At 51.2% G+C, this 24,310-nt stretch carries 22 protein-coding genes and 2 tRNA genes; 11 read left to right on the forward strand and 13 right to left on the reverse strand.

Going from position 1 to position 24,310, the window contains the following annotated elements; translation table 11 throughout:
• The first annotated feature begins 75 nt into the window (after window positions 1–75).
• From EZ315_RS06505 to EZ315_RS06520, 4 genes are all read left to right on the forward strand, one after another.
• Window positions 76–149: transfer RNA gene (locus EZ315_RS06505), tRNA-Asn, on the forward strand.
• A gap of 28 nt (window positions 150–177) precedes the next feature.
• A tRNA-Asn gene (locus tag EZ315_RS06510) sits at window positions 178–251 on the forward strand.
• Window positions 252–771: 520 nt separating this feature from the next.
• Window positions 772–1,806 (forward strand): linear amide C-N hydrolase, encoded by a 1,035-nt coding sequence (locus tag EZ315_RS06515; protein ID WP_135471363.1) that lies wholly within the window; start codon window positions 772–774, stop codon window positions 1,804–1,806.
• A 102-nt stretch (window positions 1,807–1,908) separates the two neighbouring features.
• Window positions 1,909–3,273, forward strand: coding sequence for an MATE family efflux transporter (locus EZ315_RS06520; protein ID WP_242452525.1), 1,365 nt, complete (start codon window positions 1,909–1,911; stop codon window positions 3,271–3,273).
• Between the two features lie 24 nt (window positions 3,274–3,297).
• On the opposite strand, the gene EZ315_RS06525 is transcribed toward EZ315_RS06520, so the two are convergent.
• From EZ315_RS06525 to EZ315_RS06535, 3 genes are read right to left on the reverse strand one after another with little or no spacing between them, the layout of a single operon-like run.
• Window positions 3,298–3,936 carry a ribonuclease H1 domain-containing protein gene (locus EZ315_RS06525; RefSeq protein ID WP_135471365.1) on the reverse strand — a complete coding sequence of 213 codons (639 nt, stop codon included), beginning with the start codon at window positions 3,934–3,936 and terminating at the stop codon, window positions 3,298–3,300.
• A 40-nt stretch (window positions 3,937–3,976) separates the two neighbouring features.
• The gene (locus tag EZ315_RS06530) at window positions 3,977–5,164 is read right to left on the reverse strand and encodes a Rossmann-fold NAD(P)-binding domain-containing protein (protein ID WP_135471366.1); all 1,188 of its coding nucleotides are present in this window, start codon (window positions 5,162–5,164) and stop codon (window positions 3,977–3,979) included.
• Window positions 5,154–5,690, reverse strand: a complete 537-nt coding sequence (locus EZ315_RS06535; RefSeq protein ID WP_135471367.1) for a shikimate kinase — start codon at window positions 5,688–5,690, stop codon at window positions 5,154–5,156. The genes EZ315_RS06530 and EZ315_RS06535 overlap by 11 nt, the downstream gene beginning before the upstream one ends.
• A gap of 296 nt (window positions 5,691–5,986) precedes the next feature.
• On the opposite strand from EZ315_RS06535, the gene greA reads away from it, so the two are divergent.
• From greA to menA, 3 genes are all read left to right on the forward strand, one after another.
• A complete protein-coding gene (gene greA, locus EZ315_RS06540; RefSeq protein ID WP_135471368.1) occupies window positions 5,987–6,457 on the forward strand; it encodes a transcription elongation factor GreA in 471 nt (156 codons plus the stop codon).
• Window positions 6,458–6,461: 4 nt separating this feature from the next.
• Window positions 6,462–6,854, forward strand: coding sequence for an HIT family protein (locus EZ315_RS06545; protein ID WP_135471369.1), 393 nt, complete (start codon window positions 6,462–6,464; stop codon window positions 6,852–6,854).
• A 129-nt stretch (window positions 6,855–6,983) separates the two neighbouring features.
• Entirely contained in the window at window positions 6,984–7,862 is an 879-nt protein-coding gene (gene menA, locus EZ315_RS06550) for a 1,4-dihydroxy-2-naphthoate octaprenyltransferase (RefSeq protein WP_170957485.1), read from the forward strand.
• A gap of 7 nt (window positions 7,863–7,869) precedes the next feature.
• Here the strand turns inward: menA and EZ315_RS06555 are convergent, their stop codons facing one another.
• Window positions 7,870–9,006 carry a DUF4421 family protein gene (locus tag EZ315_RS06555; protein WP_160657610.1) on the reverse strand — a complete coding sequence of 379 codons (1,137 nt, stop codon included), beginning with the start codon at window positions 9,004–9,006 and terminating at the stop codon, window positions 7,870–7,872.
• 212 nt (window positions 9,007–9,218) lie between these two features.
• Here EZ315_RS06555 and EZ315_RS06560 point away from each other — a divergent pair, with 212 nt between their 5' ends.
• The 4 genes from EZ315_RS06560 to EZ315_RS06575 all read left to right on the forward strand — a co-directional run bounded on the left by EZ315_RS06560 (window position 9,219) and on the right by EZ315_RS06575 (window position 12,340).
• On the forward strand, window positions 9,219–9,569 hold the full coding sequence (locus EZ315_RS06560) for a PadR family transcriptional regulator (protein WP_135471372.1): 351 nt from the start codon (window positions 9,219–9,221) through the stop codon (window positions 9,567–9,569).
• A complete protein-coding gene (locus EZ315_RS06565) occupies window positions 9,566–10,624 on the forward strand; it encodes a PspC domain-containing protein (protein WP_135471373.1) in 1,059 nt (352 codons plus the stop codon). The genes EZ315_RS06560 and EZ315_RS06565 overlap by 4 nt, the downstream gene beginning before the upstream one ends.
• Window positions 10,625–10,645: 21 nt before the next feature.
• A complete protein-coding gene (locus tag EZ315_RS06570) occupies window positions 10,646–11,368 on the forward strand; it encodes a GIN domain-containing protein (protein WP_160657600.1) in 723 nt (240 codons plus the stop codon).
• A gap of 84 nt (window positions 11,369–11,452) precedes the next feature.
• A complete protein-coding gene (locus tag EZ315_RS06575; protein WP_135471375.1) occupies window positions 11,453–12,340 on the forward strand; it encodes a TonB-dependent receptor in 888 nt (295 codons plus the stop codon).
• Window positions 12,341–12,457: 117 nt separating this feature from the next.
• Here the strand turns inward: EZ315_RS06575 and EZ315_RS06580 are convergent, their stop codons facing one another.
• The 9 genes from EZ315_RS06580 to EZ315_RS06620 form a co-directional block, all read right to left on the reverse strand.
• Window positions 12,458–14,053 (reverse strand): S41 family peptidase, encoded by a 1,596-nt coding sequence (locus EZ315_RS06580; RefSeq protein ID WP_135471376.1) that lies wholly within the window; start codon window positions 14,051–14,053, stop codon window positions 12,458–12,460.
• Window positions 14,050–14,484: a pantetheine-phosphate adenylyltransferase gene (gene coaD, locus EZ315_RS06585; protein ID WP_135471377.1), complete on the reverse strand. Its 435-nt coding sequence runs from the start codon at window positions 14,482–14,484 to the stop codon at window positions 14,050–14,052. The genes EZ315_RS06580 and coaD overlap by 4 nt, the downstream gene beginning before the upstream one ends.
• Window positions 14,485–14,521: 37 nt before the next feature.
• A complete protein-coding gene (locus EZ315_RS06590) occupies window positions 14,522–16,525 on the reverse strand; it encodes a toprim domain-containing protein (protein ID WP_135471378.1) in 2,004 nt (667 codons plus the stop codon).
• 70 nt (window positions 16,526–16,595) lie between these two features.
• A complete protein-coding gene (locus tag EZ315_RS06595; RefSeq protein WP_135471379.1) occupies window positions 16,596–17,843 on the reverse strand; it encodes a peptidase U32 family protein in 1,248 nt (415 codons plus the stop codon).
• A 50-nt stretch (window positions 17,844–17,893) separates the two neighbouring features.
• The gene (locus tag EZ315_RS06600) at window positions 17,894–19,093 is read right to left on the reverse strand and encodes a pyridoxal phosphate-dependent aminotransferase (RefSeq protein ID WP_135471380.1); all 1,200 of its coding nucleotides are present in this window, start codon (window positions 19,091–19,093) and stop codon (window positions 17,894–17,896) included.
• A 72-nt stretch (window positions 19,094–19,165) separates the two neighbouring features.
• Window positions 19,166–20,326 (reverse strand): GlmU family protein, encoded by a 1,161-nt coding sequence (locus EZ315_RS06605; RefSeq protein WP_135471381.1) that lies wholly within the window; start codon window positions 20,324–20,326, stop codon window positions 19,166–19,168.
• A gap of 148 nt (window positions 20,327–20,474) precedes the next feature.
• The gene (locus EZ315_RS06610) at window positions 20,475–21,719 is read right to left on the reverse strand and encodes a M16 family metallopeptidase (RefSeq protein ID WP_135471382.1); all 1,245 of its coding nucleotides are present in this window, start codon (window positions 21,717–21,719) and stop codon (window positions 20,475–20,477) included.
• A gap of 132 nt (window positions 21,720–21,851) precedes the next feature.
• Window positions 21,852–22,430: a rubrerythrin gene (gene rbr, locus EZ315_RS06615; RefSeq protein WP_135471383.1), complete on the reverse strand. Its 579-nt coding sequence runs from the start codon at window positions 22,428–22,430 to the stop codon at window positions 21,852–21,854.
• A gap of 152 nt (window positions 22,431–22,582) precedes the next feature.
• Window positions 22,583–24,310 (reverse strand): hypothetical protein, encoded by a 1,728-nt coding sequence (locus EZ315_RS06620; RefSeq protein WP_135471384.1) that lies wholly within the window; start codon window positions 24,308–24,310, stop codon window positions 22,583–22,585.

Genomic DNA, 24,310 nt, shown 5'->3' on the forward strand with positions numbered 1-24,310 from the left:
GTTGCACATTTCAAATTTTAGATGTAATTTTGCATCGCAAATGCAGAAAGAGAGTTTTCAGCGGATGCAAAAAATGCTTCAGTAGCTCAGTTGGTTAGAGCACCTGACTGTTAATCAGGGGGTCGTTGGTTCAAGCCCATCCTGAAGCGCACAGACACAACATCCAAGACACATACTGCTTCAGTAGCTCAGTTGGTTAGAGCACCTGACTGTTAATCAGGGGGTCGTTGGTTCAAGCCCATCCTGAAGCGCACAGATCCTTTGCGAAGTGATTCGCGAAGGATTTTTGTTTATATACCTTTCTAAGGTGAACACAGGGGGCCGATTCTTGCGGCAGGGATATAAAAAAAAGGTCCGTACTCCTTATCATCAAGGGGTGCCGGACTAAAGCCAAAAGGCAATTTGCGATTCATGGACCGTTGTGGCCCATGCATCCAAATTTAATGTAGAGATTATATCATACTTACACAGCACCATTTTTATCAGTGGACCACCGTCGTCACGACGAAAGTCATTGAAGTTGCCTTTGTCCTTAGTCCATAAAAACTGAATTTAATGCGTAAAATCTTTATAAATCCAAGGTTCAACAACTATGGCGTGTTTCTTTCCAATACAAAATTAGGGACATTCCTGTTGAACGCCAAAAGTATTTAATCTAATTAAGTTTTTTTAATATTGTAGAGTGAACAATTTCCCGATGTCGTGATGCCGAACATTAGCTGTGTCACATATGTTCTATAACAAGATATAAATCTCATAAAACAACTCACGATGAAACTTCGCTATTTATTGCCTGCCTTTGCGGCTGTGGCTTTGGGCATTGGGCAACGTGCCGAGGCTTGTTCGCGTATTCTGTATGTCGGTGATGACAGTCTGCGTATAGTAGGACGTTCGCTTGACTGGAAGAATCCTATACCTACCAATATATATGTATATCCGCGCGGGATGGTCAAACAGAGCCATTCCATGTCGGGAGCCATAAGCTGGACTTCAAAGTATGGAGCCGTGTATGCCGTGGGTTACGACGGCGGTGTGACGGAAGGTATGAATGAGAAAGGACTGGTGGTCAACGGTCTGTTCTGCAAGGGCACGGTATATGAGAATGATTCCACCCGCAACCGTCCGCCCATGTCGCTTGCCATGTTTCCGGCATGGATTCTGGACCTTTGCGCTACCACGCCTGAGGCCGTGGAGCTTGTAGGGGCGCATGGGTTCAATGTGTCGGGTGCTACGTTTGACGGCGGCACTGTGTCGGCTCTCCACTGGGGGATAACTGATGCCGACGGCAGATGTGCCGTGATAGAGTTTGACCATGGCACCATAAAGATTTATCAGGGAGAGGATCTTCCGGCTATGACCAATGACCCGGCTTTCCCTCAGATGAACGCTATCAATGACTATTGGCAGAAGATCGGCGGCACACATGCATTGCCTGGCACGGTGAGCAGCCCTGACAGGTTTGTGCGCGGATATTTCTTTGACAGGCATGTCGAGAAGACCGGTGATGCGGACCTTGGATTGGCAATAATCCGGTCGATACTGGCAAATGTTTCGGTGCCTTATACCTATACTGAGGGGGATGCCAATGTGTCAGCCACACAGTGGCGTTCGTTCTCCAATATCCGCGACCTTCGTTACTATTTCGATGTGGTGACCAATCCCGGTATGTTCTATATCGACCTGTCGAAGTGTGACCTGCGCAAAGGTGCCCCGGTGATGAAGCTCGATGTGGCTAAGAGCAGGGACTATGTCGGTGATGTGACAGGTAAGATGTTTAAGTCCAAGCCGTTCACACCGATGTACTGAGTAGCCTTTTTGCGGAGCTGACAATTTAATTGTGCCCATAACGTGTCCGGTGCAAGAAAAAATATGTAATTTTGCACCGGATTCATAGTTATGGGTACTGTTATGAAAAAATCCGGACAGGTGGATATGCTTCATGGACCCCTCTTCGGTAAGATATTGGTATTTTCGGTCCCGCTTATAGCCAGCGGGATACTTCAGCAGTCGTTCAATGCTGTCGATGTAGCTATAATAGGGCGTTACTCCACCACACAGGCTATTGCGGCTGTCGGGAGCAACGGACCTATCATCAGTATACTTGTCAATCTGTTTCTCGGGATTGCCGTCGGAGCCAATGTCGTTATAGCCAATTATCTCGGGCAGCGTCACGATGAGGCTGTGAGACGTTCGGTTTCGACAGTGGCGGTGGTGTCGCTTGTTTCGGGGTTTATTCTTCTGGTGCTCGGTGCTCTGCTGGCGCGTCCTATACTTGAGGCTATGAGTGCGCCAGCCGATGTGATAGACCTTGCCAAAGAGTATCTCACCATATATTTCTGCGGCATGCCGTTCATGATGGTCTACAACTTTGGTTCCGCTGTGTTCAGGAGCGTTGGCGACACTAAATTGCCGTTCTATTCGCTGCTTGTCGCCACATTGTGCAATCTTGTCCTGGACTGGGTGTTTGTGGCTGTGTTCGATATGGGAGTGGCTGGTGTTGCATGGGGCACGGTGATATCCAATGGCGTGAATGCCGCTATAATAGTGTTTTTTCTTACGCGTGAGGCGGAGCCGGTCACTTTGAGCATTACCCGGTGGTCGGTCTCGGTGCCTGACCTTAAGAAGATGTTGCAGATAGGTGTCCCAGCCGGTTTGCAGGGCATGGTGTTCTCTGTGTCGAATATCTTTATCCAGTCAGCTATCAACAGGTTCGGAGCCGATGCCATAGCCGGCTCCTCGGCTGCACTTACCTATGAGGCGTATTGCTATTATGTGGTGGTGGCATTCTGTGCGGCAACGATAGCTTTTGCGGGACAGAATTACGGAGCCGGCCTTTATGACCGTTGCAAGCGTGTGGCGGCTATATGCATGTTTTACAGCGTGGCAGTGTGCGGTGTAGCCAATTTCCTGATAGTATGGCAGCAGCAGGCTTGCATAGGGGTGTTTACATCCGATGCTGCTGTGGTGCATTATGCTTCTGTCAGGTTCCATACGGTGCTGGTATTCCAAAGCCTTGCGAGCAGCTATGAGATAGCCGGAGCCTATATGAGAGGTCTTGGATATTCGCTGACACCGATGTTGCTTACTGTGTTCGGCACGTGTGTGTTGCGTCTTGGATGGGTGTATCTGTTTCCGAGAATCGATTATTCATTCCGCACATTGATGGTGATATATCCTGTCACATGGGCGGTCACAGGTCTGGCTGTCATCACTGCAGCAGTGATGGTGCAGCGGAAGGCGTTTGCCTTGAAAGGCAGCAGAGCCGGGCTATGAGGCGCATGTCGTAGCCCCGACATGTCATTTCCTGCCGAAGTCGGCGGGTATTTCTCCCCATGCCGGTGTGTCCCAGGTGAGTATAGGGTTGGTGAGAGGGTTGGCATTGAGCCATGCTGTGGCGCGTTCGATCATTTCAAATAGCCGCTCATTCTGTGGGGTGCGCGGCAGAGTGGTCTTGGGCTGCCGGTTGCGTACCCAGGCGCGTGCGGTGCGTGAGTCGGTGTAGATGGGTGTGTTGGGGCGGCCTTGTGATTTGAGCAGGGCGAGTCCGTGTACGAGTGCGAGGTATTCGCCGATATTGTTGGTGCCCCCTTCGATTGGTCCCACGTGGAATATGCGTTCGCCGGTGCGTACCCACACACCCTGGTACTCCACAGGTCCGGGATTTTTAGAGCATGCCGCGTCCACGGCTAAGGAGTCGAGACGTATGTCGGGGAACGATTCGTAGTTGACAGGAGCCGGACGGTGCTTTGCGATTGACGCCAGGAGTTCTATCTGTTCTGCCGGATCGCCGCGATAGGCCTCCACAGCAGCTTCCTGCGAGTCGAATGATTTGTATTTTGCTCCGGGATATCCTTTGGTCTGGAGCTGGCATTCCTCCCAGGAGTCGAATACTCCTGTGGCATAGCCGTTCCATACGACATAGAATTTTTTTCTCATATATGTGGGTGTGATGGCACTAAGTGAGTCAGGGAGAGGCTTATGATAATGTGAGGAATATCGAGATATCGATGCTGCGTATGTGCAGGATGGCGGCGATGCGCTGATGCACAGGTTTGCCGAAGAATGTCAGTGTGGCTTTCTGCATGCCGGGATGCAGCTTGAGGGCATTGGATGGCCCTTCGCAGCTTACGATGCTTTCAAGAAGGGTGAGCAGCGTGTTGGTAAGAGCCATTGATGCTGTACGCGCTACGGCACTTCCGGCACGTACGTAGCATACACGGTTCTCGCTTCGGAGCGTGCTGTCGACAGCAGATGCAAGGGCGAGATCTATGGGGGTCATTGACGGGAAGGCTGAGCCGTCGGCATCGGCGGTGAGATCGAATGTCAGCACTCCGCGCTTCATCATCTTTACCGTGTCGCTGTGAAGTACGAAAGGTGTGGATGTCGGTGTCGCAACTACCACGTCGGCGGAGCGCAATGCATTGTCGAGAGTGCGCGGATGGAGCGATGAGGTGATGGCCCATGGTCCCAGTTCGTGGGAGGCTTGACGCAAAGAATAGACATCGTTGTCAAACATCCTTACTGTAGCCCCAAGACCTACGGCAGAGCGGGCTGCCGCACATGCGGCGATACCCGAGCCTATTATCACGGTCTCGCATGGCACTATCCCTGCCACGCCTCCCAGAAGTATGCCTTTCCCTTTCTGGGAATCGGCAAGCAGCGAGGATGCTATGGCTATCGATGCTCTGCCGTCGATCTCGGCAAGAATATCGGCAAACGGTGTGTGGCCTTTCTCATCTTCCACAAGGTCAAGGGCTATTGTGATCACATGGCGTTCGAGGAGCTGCCTGAGGGTCCTTTCATCCGTGCATGCGGCTTTAAGCAGAGTAAGGAGCATTGCGCCTCTGCGCAGGCATCGGGCATCCGAAAGGCTCATTGGGGCTGTATGGATGACTATGTCGCATGCCAGAGCTTCGGCCCGGGTGGTTATATCCACGCCTGCGCGTATATACTTTGCATCGTCGTAATGTATAGGTTCGGCGGCGTTTTCCTGCATCTTCACCTTGAATCCGCGTTGGATGAGCTGGGCTGCTCCCTCAGGAGTGAGGGGAAACCGTCGTTCGGCGGGTTCCTCATTGCGTGGAAGCCCTATTGTGAGTCTGCGCCGTCGTGAGCCTGTCTCGCAAGGCTGCTCTACAGCGGTGGGAGTTGAGTCAAGATTCATAGCTGCTTATAAGTTTCAGGAAACGGTCGACGCTTTCGCTCACCTGCTCGGTGTTCTCAAGTCGTGAACTGTCGAAAGTCAGTTTTGCCCGGGAATAGTGGGGGTGTCTCCACTCCATCTGACGTGCGATGAATGCGTCAAGTTCGTCGTCAGACAGGGAGGCTATCAGCGGACGCTTCTCTCTTCCCTCCTTGAGCCGGGCGAGGAGGCGGTGATGGGGCGCGGTGAGATAGACTGTGATCCCGCGCGAGTTCATCACATCCATGTTGTCACCGAAGCATGGTGTGCCCCCTCCGCAAGCCACGAAAGTGTCGCTGCTGCAGCTCACTTCAATGAGGGCTTCGCGCTCTATGGCGCGGAACGCATCTTCGCCTCGGCACGCGAATATCTCCTTGACGCTGCATCCCTGCCGCTCTTCGATATAATCGTCAAGATCGATGAAGCGCACTCCTGTGTGCTCTGCCACGGCTCTGCCAAGAGTGGTCTTGCCGCAGCCCATATATCCTATTAGAAAAGTGGTGGTCATATATTTTCAGAATCACGTCGGCCCAATATGGGGGATTGTTGGATGGTGGGGTGGGACACGTGTAGTGCAAAGGTAAATAAATTTGGATTTTAACCATTTTTTTGAGCGGTGAAATTTTGTTAAATCAGGGTGCAAAAATTGCTTTCTCCCCTTTTTGTCCGTACCTTTGTTGCAAGAAAATTCTGAACGATAAATTGTAGGGTCTCGTAGCCGGCAGCGTCGAGATTCTAAATTTTTTTACGTTCGCAGTTGATATAATCTCTCACTAACACCATATCAAAAATAACATTACTACCATGGCAATAACTTATATGACCAAGGAAGGTTACAAGAAAAAAATGGAAGAAATCGCCTACCTGGAGTCAGTAGAGCGTCCCCGCATATCGGCGGCTATAGCCGAGGCCCGTGACAAGGGTGACCTTTCGGAGAATTCCGAGTATGACGCAGCCAAGGAGGCTCAGGGCATGCTTGAGATGAAGATCTCCCAGCTCAAGGATCTTGTGGCTAATTCACGCATTATCGATGAGAGCAATCTTAACAATGAGGAGGTGCAGATACTCAATCGTGTTAAGATCAAGAACCATACCAACGGAATGACTATGGAATACACCATTGTCGCAGATTCCGAAGCCAACCTCAAGGAGAAGAAGATAGGCTCGTCGACCCCCATTGCACAGGGGCTGCTCGGGCATAAGCTCGGAGAGCTTGTCGACATAAAAGTGCCGGCAGGCATGATGAAGTTTGAGATCATCGAAATCAGCTTCTAAGGTCATGGCAACTATTTTTTCAAGGATAGCCGACGGTGAGATCCCGTCCTATAAGGTGGCTGCCGATGATAAGCATTATGCTTTTCTTGACATCAATCCTGTAGCCAGGGGGCATGTGCTGGTGATCCCTCGTCGGGAGGTCGATTATATATTCGATCTTGACAAGGAGGAGTACACCGGTCTGATGCTCTTTGCGCGCCGTGTGGCGAAAGCCATAGAGAAGGCTATTCCGTGTGAGCGTGTGGGCGTTGCCGTAGTAGGGCTTGAGGTGCCTCACACCCATATCCATCTGCTCCCGATCAACAGCGAGGCGGATATGGACTTCTCCAAGAAGCACAGCTTCCCTGCCGAAGAGATGCAGGCTATAGCCGACGCTATCGCGAAGGAGTTTGAGTAAAAAACAAGAAAACTGATTCTTTTTAAAGGACATAAGGACAGGAGGGCTTTTATAAGCGATGGGAATACATGATTTCCGTACTTATTGAAAAGTCCTCCTGTCCTTATGTATTGAAACTTGATGTTAGTTATGTCGAAAACAGGATGCTGGATTGAAGCGATGAGGCTGCGCACCCTCCCAGTGTCGCTTGCCGGGGTGATATATGCCGGGGCACTCGGAGTGTTGTCATGGAGGTTTGATGTGATCCCCTGGGGGATGTGTGTTGCATTCGCGCTGCTTGCCCAGGTGGCCTCAAATTTCGCCAATGAGTATTACGACTTCAAGGCTGGCCTTGACAAGGCTGGCAGAGTGGGACCGCGACGAGGTGTCACAGAGGGTGATATCACACCTGAGGCTATGAAATATGCAACGTTCGGGACCCTTGGTGTTGCATGCCTGATAGGAGTGGCTCTTGTGGCTATGTATGGGCAGTGGTGGATGTATGTAGCCGGTGTTGCCACAGCATTGGGGGTGATTGCCTATAGTGCAGGTCCCTATCCTCTTTCGCGTCATGGGCTTGGCGAGGTCGCGGTAGTGTTCTTTTTCGGTATAGTGCCTGTGGTGCTTACTTATATGCTAATGGGCGGACCTTTCGGCTGGTGGCTTCTTGCAGCAGCGGTAGGGATGGGGCTTATGGGCGCGAATGTGCTTGTAGTGAACAATTACCGTGACATGGACGATGACCGGGCGGTAGGGAAGCGCACGTTGGCTGTTGTAATTGGCAGGCGCGGGATGTCGAGCCTCTATCTTGCAAATGGTTTCATGGCTGTGATTCTCACTCTTCCCGAATGGGTGGCAGCGGCAAGGATGGGATGGCTGTGCCCATGCGTGTATCTGATACTTCACGTGGCATTGTACACCAGGCTCGTGAGGTCACGTGGTGAAGCCTTGAATCCGTTGCTGGGAATGACAGCCTGTCTGATGATGCTTTATGCAGTGATGTTCACCCTTGTAGTGTGCATGGTGTAGCCTGAGGTTAAAACCTCATGCCCACGGCAGCTGTGAATGACAGTATGGAGTTGAAATGGGTCATGTCGTCGGAATTGTAATTCACAAATCCGCTTGCACGCATGGTGAATGCGGCGAACAGGGCGCGGTGATTGTAGACAGCTGCGAGATTGATGCGGAAATTGTTGGCAAGCTGAGTGCGCGCCTTTCGGTGCTCTTCGGAGTTGAACAGCTGCCTGTATCCTATTGCCGCCAGCCCTGTGGCGTTTAGGAGCCATCTGCGTGGCTTCAGCACCCAGTTGTAGGCGTATCCTCCTGTGGCGCAGTAGCTGCGGTAGTCAAGGGTGTAGTAGTTGTTGGAGAGAGGGGAGTGTATGAGCATTTCGGCAGGAAGGGAATTGAAGTCCATGCGCATGTGCTGCTCTGTGAAGTTGAATCCTACGAGAGCGGTGCCGGCATTTTGGAGCTGGTATTTTGAATAGCTGTAGGCTGCCGCCTGGGAATATTGGTAGTTGTTGAAGAACCAGTATGCGTCGAATGTCTTGGAGTCGGTGGAGCAGTCCGAAAATTTGTAGCGTATGTGATGTCCGTCGTTATAGTCTCCGAATCGTGTGAGTATCATTCCTCCTGTGGATGATACCGACTGGTAGCTCAGAGAGAAGCGTGAACAGGTGAAGTCAAGGCTGAATGTCCGCCTGTTGGTTGGATCGGAGAAGAGTTTGTTGGTGTTCCACATGTATCCTGCACTCACAGCCATGAAGCTGAGGGAGAATCCGGCATCGCTATAGAGATCGGAGTGCATGTTTACCTCGGATTTGGGAAAGAACATCATTGATGTCTCCATCCAGTTGTAGCTTTTCCCTTGCAGTTTCCAGTTCTTTCCGGTCCCTACCACGTAATTGTTGTCATAGGAATTGAAAGTGCGGTCCCCCCAGTTGTAGACTTCCAGGCAGAAGCGCGGAAACTTTGGGTAGCATATGGCTGGGTCATGTATGTGGAATCCGTTGTTGATAATCTGCTTTATCCAGTAGGTACAGCCTACATTGTCGCAGCAGGTGTCGCAGGGTGTATCGGTGATTAATGCGGATTCGTCAGCTGTTTGAACTATAGCGGTTTGTATGTGTGTTGTGTCAGTGGTGAGGGCACTATTGCTATGTGCAGCCATATTGCTGGCTGCAAGTAACATACTGAATATTGATAATAACCGATACATAGGTAAGTGCAAAATTACAATTTTTTCTCATATTCTATCGCTCTTATATTTTTGTGGAATGTGAATGGCAGTGTTAAATAATATTAATATTTAGTACTATGTATTGCAAAGTACTGTGAAAAGTATCTATCTTTGCAATGCAAAATAAAATTCAGATATAGTTTATGAATATCGACAACCTAAAATCACAGATGAGAAAGGGGATGCTCGAATTCTGCGTGCTTCTGATTCTGAAGCGAGGTGATGCCTATGCCTCCGAGATGATAGCACGGCTGAAGGAGGCGCATCTCATAGTGATGGAGGGGACACTTTACCCTCTTCTTACTCGGCTCAAGAATGACGGTCTGCTCTCTTACCGTTGGGAGGAATCCACTCAAGGTCCTCCCCGCAAGTATTACTCAATAACTCCGGTGGGACATCAGTTCCTGGAGCAGCTTCAGCAATCGTGGGATGAGATTCTCTCCTCGGTATCAATTCTACAATCCGACTACACCAACAAATATCTTCCGCAATGAAAAAGACATTTGAAGTTAACATAAACGGTAAAATATTCCATATAGATGAGGATGCCTATGAGCTCCTTAAGAATTATCTGTCGCAGCTCCGCGAAGCGTTCCCCGGTGAAGAGGGTGAGGAGATTGTGTCCGATATTGAGTGCCGCATATCTGAGCACTTCGAGCAGCGCGCCAGCGTAGGTTCTTCTGTGATAGTGATTGAGGATGTCAACAATGTGATAGGTATAATGGGGCATCCCGAGGAGATTTCCGAGGAGGCTGATTTCGGTCAGAGTGCCAGGGATGAGTCGCGTCGTCCTGAGCCGGCAGCATGGGGGACGGTACCGCCGTCCGCTGCTGTGGGGATGGGTACGACACCTCCACCTCTGCATAAGAAACTTTTCAGGGACGATCGCCACAAGGTGTTTGGCGGTGTGATTGCCGGTCTCGGGCAGTATCTTGGCTGGGATGTCACTGTGCTGAGGATTCTGGTAGTGGTCCTGACATTGTCGCTATTCAGCCTGAACCTGTTCTGGACAGTGATTATCCTCTATCTTATAGCCTGGATGATAATACCTCCTGCACGGACTCCCAGGCAGATACTTGAGATGCGCGGTGAGCCGGTCACAGTGGATAACGTAGGTCAGACGGTGATTGACAATACTGTCCCTCCCACAGCACCTGTGCCTTCCGGTAGTGACTTTGCCAAATTCATCAACAATGTGTTTCTCATAATCGGCAAGGTGATTCTCTGCCTTCTTGGTATAACCGGTGCTGTAGTGGCAGCCACCACCGGGATTGTCGGGCTGGTGATCATTGCCGGAATGTGCTGTCTGTTCTTCGGGGCGAGTGGTGCGTTGCTCGATGCTATGGATATATCGCTTTCTTCGCCTTATCTTGAGGGATGGGGTATAGCCCTGGTGCTCTTTGCCGTAATGCTTCCTGCCATATGTCTCTGTTGGGCAGGGTTTTCCTCGATGTTCAGGTCTCCCAAAATATCAACTTCTGGTATAGTCGTTCTGGTGGTGCTTGAAGTGCTGTTGATCATAGGAGCATCCGTGTTGTTGAATATGTGAAATATTACAAATTGTATGATTATGAAAAGGTTATCTCTATTTCTTTTGTCAGCGTTATTAGTGTTGGCTGCATTTGCGGCCGAGCGTACGGTCCATATCAAGGGACTCATAAGCGGCATAAGTGTATCAAGCGGCATTGATGTTCTGTATGTGCCGGGTGAGGCTCCGGGACATGTGCTCGTGTCAGGTCCTGCTGATGAGATTCCGCTGGTGGATATCAAGGTCAAAAAGAGCACACTTGTCATCGGTGCAGTGGAGCAGAGAGTATGGAGCAAGCTTCTCAACCGGCCCGGTGTCAAGCATGTAAAGGTCACAGTCTATGCTCCGGCGGTGGGTAACATTTCGGTGAGCTCTGGTGCCGAGATAAAGGTCAGGAATCCATTGGCGTTGGGCGGCAGGAACGTTAAACTGTCGGCATCGTCAGGAGGAGATATTGAACTGGATGGCGGTATGGTGTGCGGTAATTGCAGTGCCAATGCATCTTCAAGCGGTGATATAGAAGTGAAAGGATTCGAAGCCAAGAATCTGTCTATGAATGCAAGTTCTGGTGCCGATATCGAGTTTAAGGCTATAAATGTCAGAACTGTGAAGGCTAATGTCTCATCGGGCGCAAACATCACGGTGAAAGGGCGAGCTGACAGAGCCGACATGAACGCATCGTCAGGAGGTGATATAAAGATCCGGGAGCTTGTGTGCGGTATGGTGCGCGAGAACAGATCGTCAGGCGGAAAGATAAAGCGTTAAGGTTTATTATAGTTTTTGTGTTACGATTGTAGGGGCGTATGTGTTATGTCCCTACGGTTGTTACACTCTTGAAAATTAGGGGATATGTTTAATAGAATTATCACGTTTCTTATATTTATGCTGATGGTGCTGGCAATTATGGCTCAGCAACCGGCAACCGGAGATTCGATTGCGGCACAGGCTCTTGACGAGATTGTGGTGAGTGCTCCGAAAGTGATACGCAAGGCCGATATGGATGTGTTCTATCCGTCACGGACCGCAGTCAAAAACTCAAAGGATGGGATGCAGCTTCTGCGTAACCTCATGATACCGACTGTGACTGTAAATGAGGTGCTCGGGTCGGTGACTTCGTCAAGCCAGGAGGTGCAGGTGCGAATGAATGGGCGTGTCGCCACAGTGCAGCAGCTTCAGAGCCTGCTTCCCGAGACCATAAAAAGGGTTGAATGGATTGAGAATCCAGGTTTGAGATATGGAAACGCTTATGCGGTGCTGAATTTCGTTGTGGTGAATCCTACGCCTGGTGGTTCGCTTATGACAAAGGGGATGCCGTCGCTCAACTGTGCATGGGGAGATTATTCAGGTTCACTGAAGCTTAATTCCGGTCGATCGCAGTGGGGTGCGACCGGCGATTTCAAACTCACGAACAAGATCGGTTCCTACAGGGAATATCATGAGACATTCACAAAGCCCGACGGCGAATCAGTGACACGCACCGAAACCCCTCTCGGTGGGTATAATTCCGACAAATGGGAGTTTACGGCAGGGGTGCTTTGTCCGTTCAATAAGTATGACAGAGGGTCCATATCGCTGAACAGGTACAATAGGAATGAGACTCACTATCGTGTGAACTTCGCGCCGATGCCATTTCTGCAAGTGCGTTATAATATTCAGTGGGGCAGACAGAAGAAAGAGGCAAAGAAACTCGTGAATGCCGATGCCGATATCGATCAGTCGTCAGCCAAGGGCAGATGATGAGGTTGGATTGATATAAGAAGAGTATTGAAACAGATGGGTGCCAAAACGGATGTGCCCCAAAAAAGTGTGAGATAAAACTTTTTTGGGGCACATCCGTTTTTTCTGATTCTTGCTTTATGGCTTCGAGAGGTATGAGCGGTACTTTGCCGGATCGGATATGATCTCTAATGCGGCATTATATATGGGGTTGCATGGGTTGGCTATGCGGAAATAGGTCGACTGTTCGAACAGGTCGCGCCCTATCAGACCTTTTACCACGGTGGCTATATAGTCGTAGGATGTGTCGAACTGCTCCTTGTTGTATTCCACGCCATCTTTTCTGCCGGTCTCGGTAAGAGCCTGCATCATCTGTGGGGTGACGCTGAACTTGCTCACAAAGTCATCCTCTTTTTTGTATTTTTTCTTAAGTCCGGATCGATGGCTGTCAACATATTCGAGAGCGTAGTGATTGATGGTGCCTTTTGCAACAAGGTCGCGGTAGTAGTCGGTGTAATAAGTGGTGTCGAGAGGGACGAATCTGTCAGGCATTATGCCGCCTCCGCCGTATACCGGTCTGCCAAGGCGCAGGGTGTGGTAGAGCAGAGAGTCGGGGAATGCGATGGAATCGGCTGAGCTGAGCTCGCCTGACTGGTAGCGGTTGACCATATCCATATGGTAGTCCTCATCATCGCCGTCAGTGTAGGGTTTCTGTATGCAGCGTCCCGAAGGAGTGTGGTAACGTGACACTGTGAGCCTGATCATGGAGCCGTCAGGGAATGGGAACGGTCGCTGCACCAACCCTTTTCCGAATGTTCGGCGTCCTACTATCACACCTCGGTCATTGTCCTGGAGAGCTCCCGAGAGGATCTCGCTTGCCGATGCGGAGAACTGGTTGACCATCACCACTACGCGCCCGTCGAGAAAGTCGCCGTTGCTGGTGGCTTCGTATCGTGCCGATCCGTTCTTGGGGGAATCGGTGTATACAATCAGATCCCCTTTGTTGAGGAATTTGTTGGCGATCTCGGTGGATGGGCGCAGATATCCTCCGCCATTGTCCGTAAGATCGATTATCAGGTGCTTAAGCCCGCGTTTGCGGAGCTTTTTCATGGCGTCGTTGACCTCGTCGGTAGTAGTGCCGGCGAAGCGTGATATGGAGATGAGTCCGATACTGTCGTTGATCATGTATGTCGCATCGATACTGTAGATGGGTATCTCGTCGCGTTTCACCACGAACTCCATCGGTCTGTCAGTCCCTTTGCGTACCACCATCAGACGAGCCTCCGAGCCGCGCGGACCTCGGAGCACCTTGAGTATTTTGCTGTTAGGCATCTTTGCTCCTGAGATTACGGTGTCGTTGCACGAGAGGATGCGGTCGCCGGGTAGTATGCCTACACGTTCGCATGGCCCGCCCGCCACCGACTCTATCACATAGAGAGTGTCCTTATCCATCTGGAAGCGTATACCTATGCCGGAGAAATTGCCGTTGAGCGGTTCGGTGAGCTCACGTGTCTCATCGGCATTGGAGTATGTGGAGTGGGGATCAAGGTCCTTAAGCATCGCTATGATCGCGTCTTCGACTACTTTGGTGGTGTCGATGGTGTCAACGTAATAGCTGGCGATGATCTGCTCGGCGAAAGCGAGCTTACGTTCGGGTGGCAGTTTGACCACCTGGGCTTTTAGGGATGCAGCTCCTGCTAAAAGAATGATAAGTGAGTACAGGATTTTTCTCATGGGAGATATTGTGATATGTCATGGCCATGTGATGCCAGTTCTCTGACCATGGATGACGATATGAAACTTAATTCGGGTAGAGAGTAAAGGAGTATGGTCTCAATGCCTGATATCGAGCGGTTGATGTCGGCGAGATTACGTTCGTATTCGAAATCGGCTACGGTTCTCACCCCTCGGAGCATCCATCCGGCATTCTCTTCCCGGCATGTGTCGACGGTGAGTCCCGAATAGGATATCACTTTGATTTCAGGCCGGTCGGCATAGAGCCGGGATATGGTTTTCACACGCTCCTGCACGCTTTCGGCTGAACTTTTGGCAGGGTTGAATCCTACGGCTATTATGAGTCTGTCGCATAGAGGCAATGCCCGCTCCACGAGAGATGCATGCCCTATGGTGAAAGGGTCGAATGTGCCTGGAAAAAGAAGTGTCATTTTTAGCGTGGATGAATGATGTATACGGGATGGCGGATTAGTCCTGCAGGTCCTCCGAGTTGAGGTGCGAGTCATCCTCTACAACAAGATTGTCGATGATGAAGTTCTGTCGCTCCATGGTATTTTTCCCCATATAGAACTCAAGAAGCTCGTCTACGGCATCCTCTTTGCGAAGGGTCACCCGGTCGACTCTCATGTCGGGGCCTATGAATCCGCGGAACTCGTCGGGCGAGATCTCGCCGAGACCTTTGAATCGGGTTATCTCGGCGTTGTCACCGAGTTTGTTGATTGCAGCCACGCGTTCTTCGTCGGTATAGCAGTAGTATGTCTCCTCGTTGGCGGCATTCTTGTTGCGTCCTCCGCGCTTGGCTGTCTTGCTGTTGCGTACACGGAACAGAGGAGTCTGTAGGACATAAAGATGCCCTTTCTTTATCATGTCGGGGAAGAACTGAAGGAAGAATGTGAGCAGAAGCAGGCGTATGTGCATGCCGTCGACATCGGCATCGGTGGCAATTATGACGTTGTTGTAGCGCAGTCCGTCTATGCCTTCTTCAATGTTGAGTGCGGCCTGAAGCAGATTGAACTCGTCGTTTTCGTACAGGATCTTGGCCGGAACTCCATAGGAGTTCTTTGGCTTGCCTCGGAGAGAGAACACAGCCTGGGTCTCCACATTGCGTATCTTGGTGATGGAGCCGGCAGCCGAGTCGCCCTCGGTGATGAAGATTGACGATGCGCGTTTCTTCTCCTCGTCCCCCTTCGGATCGTTGAAGTGTATGCGGCAGTCAAGGAGCTTTTTGTTGTGCAGGTTGACTTTCTTGGCTTTTTCGCGGGCAAGTTTTGTCACACCTGCCATAGCCTTGCGCTCACGTTCGCTTTCCTGTACTTTTTTCAGTATGATATCTGCGACATCGGTGTTTCGGTGCAGGTAGTTGTCAAGTTCGGTCTTAATGAAGTCGCCCACGAATTTAGCTACCGTAGGACCTTCCGGGCCTACATCACGGCTGCCGAGCTTGGTCTTGGTCTGGGACTCGAACACAGGCTCCTCCACCTTGATGGAGATTGCAGCGATCATGCCGTTCCGGATGTCGGAATAGTCGAAATCGCGCTTGAAATACTCTTTCATGGTTCTTGACGCAGCCTCTTTGAACGCAGTGAGGTGTGTGCCACCCTGAGTGGTGTGCTGACCGTTGACAAATGAGTAGTATTCCTCACCTCGCTGATTGGCATGGGTCACGGTGATCTCGATGTCATCCCCTTTGAGATGTATAGGTGCATAGAGCGGCTCTACGCTCATATTGTCGCGCAACAGGTCGAGCAGTCCTCCGCGTGAGATGAACCGCTTGCCGTTGAACACTATGGCAAGCCCGGTGTTGAGATAGGTGTAGTTCTTGACGAGAGGAACGATGTACTTTTCCTGGAACTGGAAATCACGGAATATCGATACATCGGGGGTGAACCGCACGAGTGTGCCGTCAGGGTCATCGGTGCTCTCAAGCCGGCTCTCCTCAATGATTTCCCCTCTGCTGTAACTGACGCTCTTGGACTGGCCGTCACGCACGCTTCGTATGAAGAATTCGGTTGACAGTGCGTTTACAGCCTTGATGCCGACTCCGTTCAGTCCGACTGATTTCTTGAATGCCTTAGAGTCATATTTTGCTCCGGTATTCATTTTTGACGATACGTCGACAACCTTTCCCAAGGGGATGCCGCGTCCGTAGTCGCGCACGGTCACAGTACCACCCTCCACATCGAGAGTGATCTGCTTGCCGTATCCCATCATGAACTCGTCGATACCGTTGTCGAGCACCTCTTTGATGAGCACATATATGCCGTCGTCGAAGTTGGAACCGTCGCCGAGCTTGCCTATGTACATGCCGGGACGGCGGCGTATGTGCTCCTTCCAGTCGAGTGTGCGTATTTCGTCCTCGCTGTAGCCGGTCACCTCCGCTTCTGCTTCGGTTGTGCTGTCGAGGTCGTTGTCAGTACCGGTATCCTCCGGTGCGGTGAATAAATCGTCGTTGTTGAAAGTATCCTCAGTCATAGTACGCAAAGGTACTAATTTTTTTGAAGAAAGGAAAATTAAAGAGCCAAGGGCTTTGGAGTGGTGCCGCTCATTCCGTTTTGGTGTCTTCCCAGAGGTACATGCGGTCGGACGGACGGATCTTGCGTGGCACTTTCATGGAGAAACTGTCACCCTTGCGCACAGTCTGCACAGGGTCGTACTCAAGCCGTAGTTCGTCGACTTTCATTATGATTGCACCTGTGTCGGTGCCTGTGATCACGATCTCATCTCCGGGATGCAGCTCGCCTGCTTCCATAAGGAATTCTCCGACTCCGAGTTTCGGGAAATATCGTACCCCCTTGGCTATGTAACGCTTCACTTTAGTGGCTGAGGAGCCATACTTGGATGACCATTCGCCTAAACGCTGTCCCATGTAGTATCCGTCCCAGAAGCCGCGGTTGAATACACGTGACAGTGATTCGTTCCAATGAGCTATCTTTTCATCGGTGAATGATCCGTCGCATATGGACTGTATTGCTTCGGAATAGGCCTGTACCGTCAGTGCCACATACTCCGGACCGCGTGCCCTGCCTTCGATCTTGAACACGCTTACCCCCGCATCTATCATTTTGTTAAGGAAATGGATAGTCTTGAGGTCCTTGGGCGACATTATATATTTGTTCTCAATCTCAAGCTGGTCACCGGTCTCGATGTCGGTGACACGGTAGCCGCGGCGGCATATCTGGGTGCATGCTCCGCGGTTGGCACTCGAATTCATTTCGTGCAGGCTCAGATAGCATTTGCCAGACACCGCCATGCACAGAGCTCCGTGACAGAACATCTCAAGGCGTATCTTCTCACCCCGTGGCCCGCATATGTTCTCTTCCTCGATGGCACGGTGTATGGATGATACCTGCTCAAGCGACAGCTCGCGGGCAAGCACCATTACATCGGCCCATTGGGAGTAGAAGCGCACTGCCTCGATGTTGCTTACGTTGACCTGAGTGGATATGTGCACCTCAACCCCTATCTTCCTGGCATAGCTTATTGCGGCAATGTCGCTGGCTATTATTGCCGATATGCCGCTCTCCTTGACTGCATCGATCACGTCATGGCATTTCGCGATCTCATTGTCGTAGATTATTGTGTTGACCGTGAGATAGGTTTTCACGCCGGCTTCATCGCATATAGAGGCTATGCGGCGCAGGTCGTCGAGGGTGAAGTTGACCGACGAACGGGCGCGCATGTTGAGTCCTTCGACACCGAAATATACGGCGTCGGCTCCGGCATTGATGGCGGCATGGAGTGATTCGTAGCACCCGACCGGTGCCATTATCTCAAAATCTTTTCGGTTCATTGTGTTATGCCTTTTCAGTCATGGGGGTATGGAGTGGTGATGTAAGGTTGTCAGATAGTCTTTCCGGGGTATGCTTCAAGAGCGGCGGCGAGTACTTTCATGGCTTTTGCAAGCTCATCTTTCTCAAGTACATATGCCATTCTCACCTCGTCTTTTCCCATTCCGGGAGTGGTGTAGAATCCTGCTGCGGGAGCCATGAATATGGTCTCTCCGTCGAGGCTGAAGTCGCTAAGACACCACTGGCAGAACTTGTCGGCGTCGTCGACAGGGAGTTTTACCACTGTGTAGAACGCGCCCATAGGTATAGGGGTGTAGCAGCCAGGTATCTTGTTGATCTGGTCGATGAGGAATTTTCTGCGCTCCACGTATTCGTTGTAGGTGGCGAGCATATATTCGGGGGATGTATCGATCGATGCCTCTGCTACGATCTGTCCCAGCAGCGGGGGGCTGAGCCTTGCCTGGCAGAATTTCATCACATTCTTCTTAAGCTCGGGATGTTTTGTGATGAGAGCTCCGATGCGGATTCCGCATTCGTTATAGCGTTTCGACACAGAATCCACAAGCACTACCTGCTCCTCGATGCCAGGGAGATGGAACGCCGAGATGTAAGGCGCGCCTGTGTAGCAGAATTCGCGGTACACTTCATCGGAGAATAGGAATAGGTCGTATTTCTTCACCAGGTCACGTATCTGCAACATCTCTTTCATTGTGTAGAGATAACCTGTGGGGTTGTTGGGGTTGCATATGAGGATTCCTTTGGTGCGCGGAGTGATGAGAGCCTCGAATTTGTCGACATTCGGAAGGGCGAAGCCTTCATCGATTGTGGATGGCACGGTGACAATCTTTGCTCCTGCCGAGATGGCGAATGCCATGTAGTTGGCATAGGCGGGTTCGGGCACTATTATCTCGTCGCCAGGATCAAGGCATGCCATGAATGCGAAGAGCACAGCTTCGGAGCCTCCGGTGGTCACGATGATGTCGTCGGTCTCGACTTCGATATTGAATCTCTTGTAGTACTCTTTCAGTTTCTTGCGCAGGGACGGAAGTCCGTCCGACGGGCTGTACTCCAGCACCTTGCGGTCGATGTTCTTCAGTGCTGCAAGTCCTTCGGGCGGGGTTGGCACATCGGGCTGTCCGATGTTGAGGTGATATACTTTGGTGCCGCGTGCCTTGGCGGCGTTGGCAAGGGGGGCTAAGCGACGTATGGGGGATGCGGGCATCAGTATCCCGCGTTCAGATACTTGTGGCATAATATTTATTCAGCCTGAGGCTGTGGTTATAGGTGTTATGTTGGTGTAGGGGAAAGGGATGGGCAAGTCTGCTCAGCTGATATCAAGGAGCTGCTGGCGCAGGGTGATGAGGATTTCCCTGTCGATCTCGGTGAGGGGTATGTTGCGGCGTGCCATCACTTTGGATGCAGTATCGAAGAATGCGTCCATATCCATGTCGTGCATTCCGGCTGTGGATCCTTGTGTGAATGATGTGAGGTATGTCCTTGGGAATCCCGGACCGTAGAAGTTCACGCCGACGCCTACTACGGTGGCGGTGTTGAACATCGTGTTGATGCCTGCTTTGGAGTGGTCTCCCATGATGAGCCCGCAGAATTGCAGACCGGTCCTTACGAATCGTTCTTCACTTATGCTCCAGAGCTTGATGGAGCCGTAAGTGTTCTTGAGATTGGATGCGGTGCATCCTGCGCCGAGGTTGCACCATTCGCCTATCACGGCATTGCCAAGGAATCCGTCGTGAGCCTTGTTGGAGTAGCCTGTCATCACGACGTTGTTGATCTCTCCGCCCACTTTGCAGTGTGGGCCGAGAGTGGTGGCTCCGTATATTTTGGCTCCCATATTTATCACGGCATGTTCGCAGAGGGCTATCGGTCCTCGCAGGCATGCCCCTTCCATTATTTCTGCGTCCTGTCCGATGTACACAGGTCCTTTTGCCACGTTTATTATGGCTCCCTCTACGCTTGCGCCTTTCTCAATGAAAAGATTGGCGGGATCACCTATGAGACGGCAGCTGTCGCTGAGTGGCTGGGACTCTCGTCCTGCGGTGAGAGAGGAGAAGTCGCGGCGCAATGCCTCATCGTTGAGCATGAAGAGGTCCCATATATGGTTGAGGGCAAGCGGCGAGCCGGTGTATGTCACGGAGTCGCCCTCTCCGTTGCCTCTGTAGGCTATGGTCTCGTTGTTGAGCAGGAGTGATGCTTCGGGATCGAGGGAGAGGATAGCATCAATGAGTTTTTCGTCGGGACAAATGTTGGCGGCGATGTGCAGGTCGTCACCGTCAGGAGAGAGGACAAGAGGATATTTTATGCTCAGATAGTCCTGAGTGTCAAATGAGCATGTGCCCTCTATAGCTCTTTGCCACTTTTCCATTATCGTGGTTATGCCGAATCGTATCATAGCCACAGGACGTGTAAAGGTTAGAGGAAGGAGTTCCTGTCGGGCTTTAGCAGGGTCAAAAAGTATGATATTTCGCATATCGTTGTTCAGCCTTAGGCTGGGATTATAGGGTTATATGCTTATAGAGTAGAGTGCATTAGATTGCAAAAGTACAAAAAATAGCCCGAATATCACCATATTGTCAATGGAAATGTTCGGGTGAAAAAACGATAGATGTTAAATGATGCTATATGAGTGTCAGGCGTGACAATGGAATGAGTGTGGAGGCGGCAGTTATGATGTCGGATGGCGACAGTGCCCGGATGGCATCGAGATGCTCCTGAGGAGAGATGGTGTGTCCGCGGAAGAGTGTTGAGCGTGCCATGTTGAGCGCGCGTTGCTCAGTATTGGTGGATGCTACAGTGAGCTGTCCGATATACTGACGTTTTGCATCTTCGAGCTGGCGTGCGGATAAGATGTGTTCTGCCTGTCGTTCGATTATATCAGTGGCTATACGCCGGCAACGCTCTACATCCTCGGCGTCACATCCATAGTAGATGGTGAAAAGTCCGGTGTCGGACAGCAGGGCTGTCGAAGCATCCACGGTGTAGACCAGGCCTCGGCGTTCGCGCAGTGCTACATTGAGCTGTGAATTCATGCCCGGACCGCCAAGTATATTGGTGAGCAGCGACATTGCGTAGCGTTTCGGTGAATACATGTCAGAGATTCTGGTCCCGAGGATGGTGTGTGCCTGATGTGTGCCGATTTCGCGTATCTCGTCAAAAGGTGCTGACGCAGGTATCGGTTCCTTCAAGTCTGCACCGACGATATTTCTTGGCTTTCCTTCTGCGTGTCCTGAGAAATATCTTTCAGCCATTCTTGCCACCTTTTCGGGCTTTTCCGGACCTGAGTAGAAGAGCACCATGTTATCAGGGGTGTAGAAGTTCGTGAGATAGGATCGGCATACATCCGTGGTGAGGCGTTCGATGCTGTCTCTGCTTCCGAGTATAGGATGTGCGAGAGGGGTGCCGGCAAAAATCAGTTCGTCGAAGTCATCGTAAATACCTTCGGACGGGATGTCGAGATATGTGTCTATCTCTTCTGCCACGACCAGTCTTTCACGGTCTATTTCCACGGTGGGGAATTGCGAATTCTCTACCAGGTCGGCTATCAGGTCGAGTGAACGTGGGGTATGCCCTGCCGGATATGTGGTGTATATGACGGTCTCTTCCTTGGTGGTGTAGGCGTTAAGTTCTCCGCCGATACGCTCCATGCGGTTGAGGATGTGCCACGCTCGTCGGCGAAGTGTGCCCTTGAATATGGTGTGCTCAACGAAGTGAGCCAGCCCATAGTGATCGGGATGCTCGTCGCGGCTTCCGGCTCGTACAGCCACACCGCAGTGCTCTACCACGCTTCCCGGCCGATGATGCATCACCGCCCTGAGTCCTGAACGCAGAACGGTGTGATGAATTTCATTTCCAGTGCTATCCATATGGTGCAAAGATAGACTTTTTTTAACATTCAGGCAAGTGGGTGCACATCTAAAAATGTCATAGCCCAAAGGTGAGGCGGACTGAATGGTCTCTCCCCCTTTGGACTATGACTGATGGTGTATGGTGACTGACTAATCTATGTCGAGTCCTTTATAGTGGCATTGAGGATGGTCGCATGCCGGGCATTCCTTTGGAGGCTCTTTGCCTTCGAATATGTATCCGCACACGAGGCATTCCCACTTGATGGGATGATCGCGTTTCCATACGGTGCCTTCCTTTACCTGTTTGAGATATGTCTCGAAACGTTGGCGGTGATGCTCTTCGATAGCGGCGATAGATTCGAAATGTTCGGCTATTTCGTCGAATCCCTCCTTGCGTGCCACGGCTGCTGATTTCTTGTACTGCTCCACGCCTTCGACCATCTCCTCGTGGATTGCTGTGGCGAGGTTGGAGGCGGTGTCGCCTATCACGCCTGCGTCAACTGTGACATTGCAGTCCACCTGTCCGCCTTCAAGATGCTTGAAGAACACTTTGGCGTGGCGCAGCTCATTGTCGGCTGTCTCCTTGAAGACTTCGGAAATTGGGAAGTATTTCTCTTTTTCAGCCTGGCTTGCATAAAACATGTAGCGTGAGTAGGCTGTCGATTCGCTCACATAGGCATTGACGAGATTCTGTTCCGTCTTTGTGCCTTTTATTGATTTTTTGCTCATATCGTAACAGAGTTATGTTAATGTATTTTTTCAGTATTGTTACGATATAACACTTACGGCTGTGTAAATGTTTATGTCAGTCAATGCAAGAAGCCGGCAGTTTCAGTGGTCTGCCGGCTTCTTGTAAATCTATCTTACGGATGTATGATTAATCAGAATTTCAGTGATGCCCCTATCATGGCATTGGTGCTCTGCATGGGGCGTCCGCCTATATAAATGCTCTTGCGGGCAAGGAGATTTTCGCCTCGTGCGAACACTGTGAAACGGTCGGTGAGCGCATAACCGGCTCCTACCCGGAGGTCTCCTACCACACCGAGCGATACTTTCTCGCATGGATATGTCTCCAGTCCGCCGATCTGCTCAGGCTCGTCAAGGTATATGTAGCATGAGCGTCCTGCACGGAACTCATAGCCGATTGTCAAAAGGAGCTTTTCGATGGGGCGTATCTTTAGCTCGGCATTAATCACATGGCGGGCACGGTCGCGCCATTCATAGTAGGCACGGTCCCATTTGCCTGGCGCGCCCTCGTAGGATGCGCTTGCAGCGATCGCCTTGCCGCTGTCGTAGCCGAGTCTGATGCCATAGTGGTATCCCTCGACATCAACACCCTCCCACACTGCGCCTGCCGGGTATATCCCGCTTACGATGGGCATTAGCCAGTTGTTGGCTTTGGCATATCCGCCGAAAATTTCCACAGAGCCTCCGAAGAACGGACCGAAAGCGATCTTGCCGTCGATGGCATATGGGATATGGCTCTGACGGTATGCGATGGATCCGTTCATATAGGGGGTGATGTCGTAGAGCGATGACAGTGTGTTGAGGTGTGAGCCTCCGTGAAACTTCAGTTCGGCTCCGAACACCTGTGACCCATGCCATGCGAGGGTCACATTAGGTGAGAAATGGATGGTTTTTCCTGATTTGATTGAGAAGTCCACGTCGGCACCGATGCGCAATGTCGCTGATGAGTTGTGCAGCTCATAGTAGGGGTTCAGGGTTATGAGTCCTGAGGTCTGGGAAGGCATATGCACGGCATTCTCTTCAAGAAAAGGCACTCCTGCCACATAGTGTTTGCCTGTGGCAAGGAAGTCGGCATCGATATTCATTCCTATATGTGATGATGAGCCGGTTTCAAGCTTCCCTCCGAAAGTTACACCTACAAGATTCTGTCTCACCGGTTCGTATCCGTTATAAGGGTCGTCGATTGATGGCTCCTCACCAGGGAAATGCGGATTATAGAAACCGAAGTGTTGAAGGCGGATTCCTGCGAGATAGCTCAATCCGGAATGCTCTGCGCTTAGGTTGGCGGTAAGGTTGACACGTGACGTAGACTGTGAGAAACGTCCGTCATCGCCAGGCATGTCGTGGAACCCGTAAGTGTAGTCGAGTCCTCCGTCAAGGAAAGCCTTGCGGCCCACAGCCTGATGCAGGTCGATTCCGAGTGATGCGGTGTGGTCATGCCAGGTGGTGTGCTCACGCTTGTAGAGGTCGCCGTTGTACTGCCCCCATATGCTCAGGCGTGTCTTGTCGCTGTCGAGGATGCGGTATCCGGCAGAGATGTCGCCGATAAGTACAGGCATTCCCACTCCGAGATTGAAGTAGCCGCGGTAGGGTGATGTGTAAAGCTTGTCGCCCCAAGCCACAGGGTCGAGTGTAGTGAAGCTGTTGGGCACGCGTGTGGTCACCACCTTATTGCTGTAGTTGAGTGACGCTGCCTGTATCGGCGGCAGCGTCACTGTCGGGAGGATGGATATGCGTGATGCATCACGTTTGGTAGGGGTGATGGCTTGCTCCACATTTATATCCTTATGCAGGTCCTGCGCCCAGGGACACCCGGGTGAAAAGAGTGCGAAAACTGATGCGATAAGTGCAATTTTTTTCAT

The organism is Duncaniella freteri (assembly GCF_004766125.1).
GTDB classification, from domain to species: Bacteria; Bacteroidota; Bacteroidia; order Bacteroidales; family Muribaculaceae; genus Duncaniella; species Duncaniella freteri.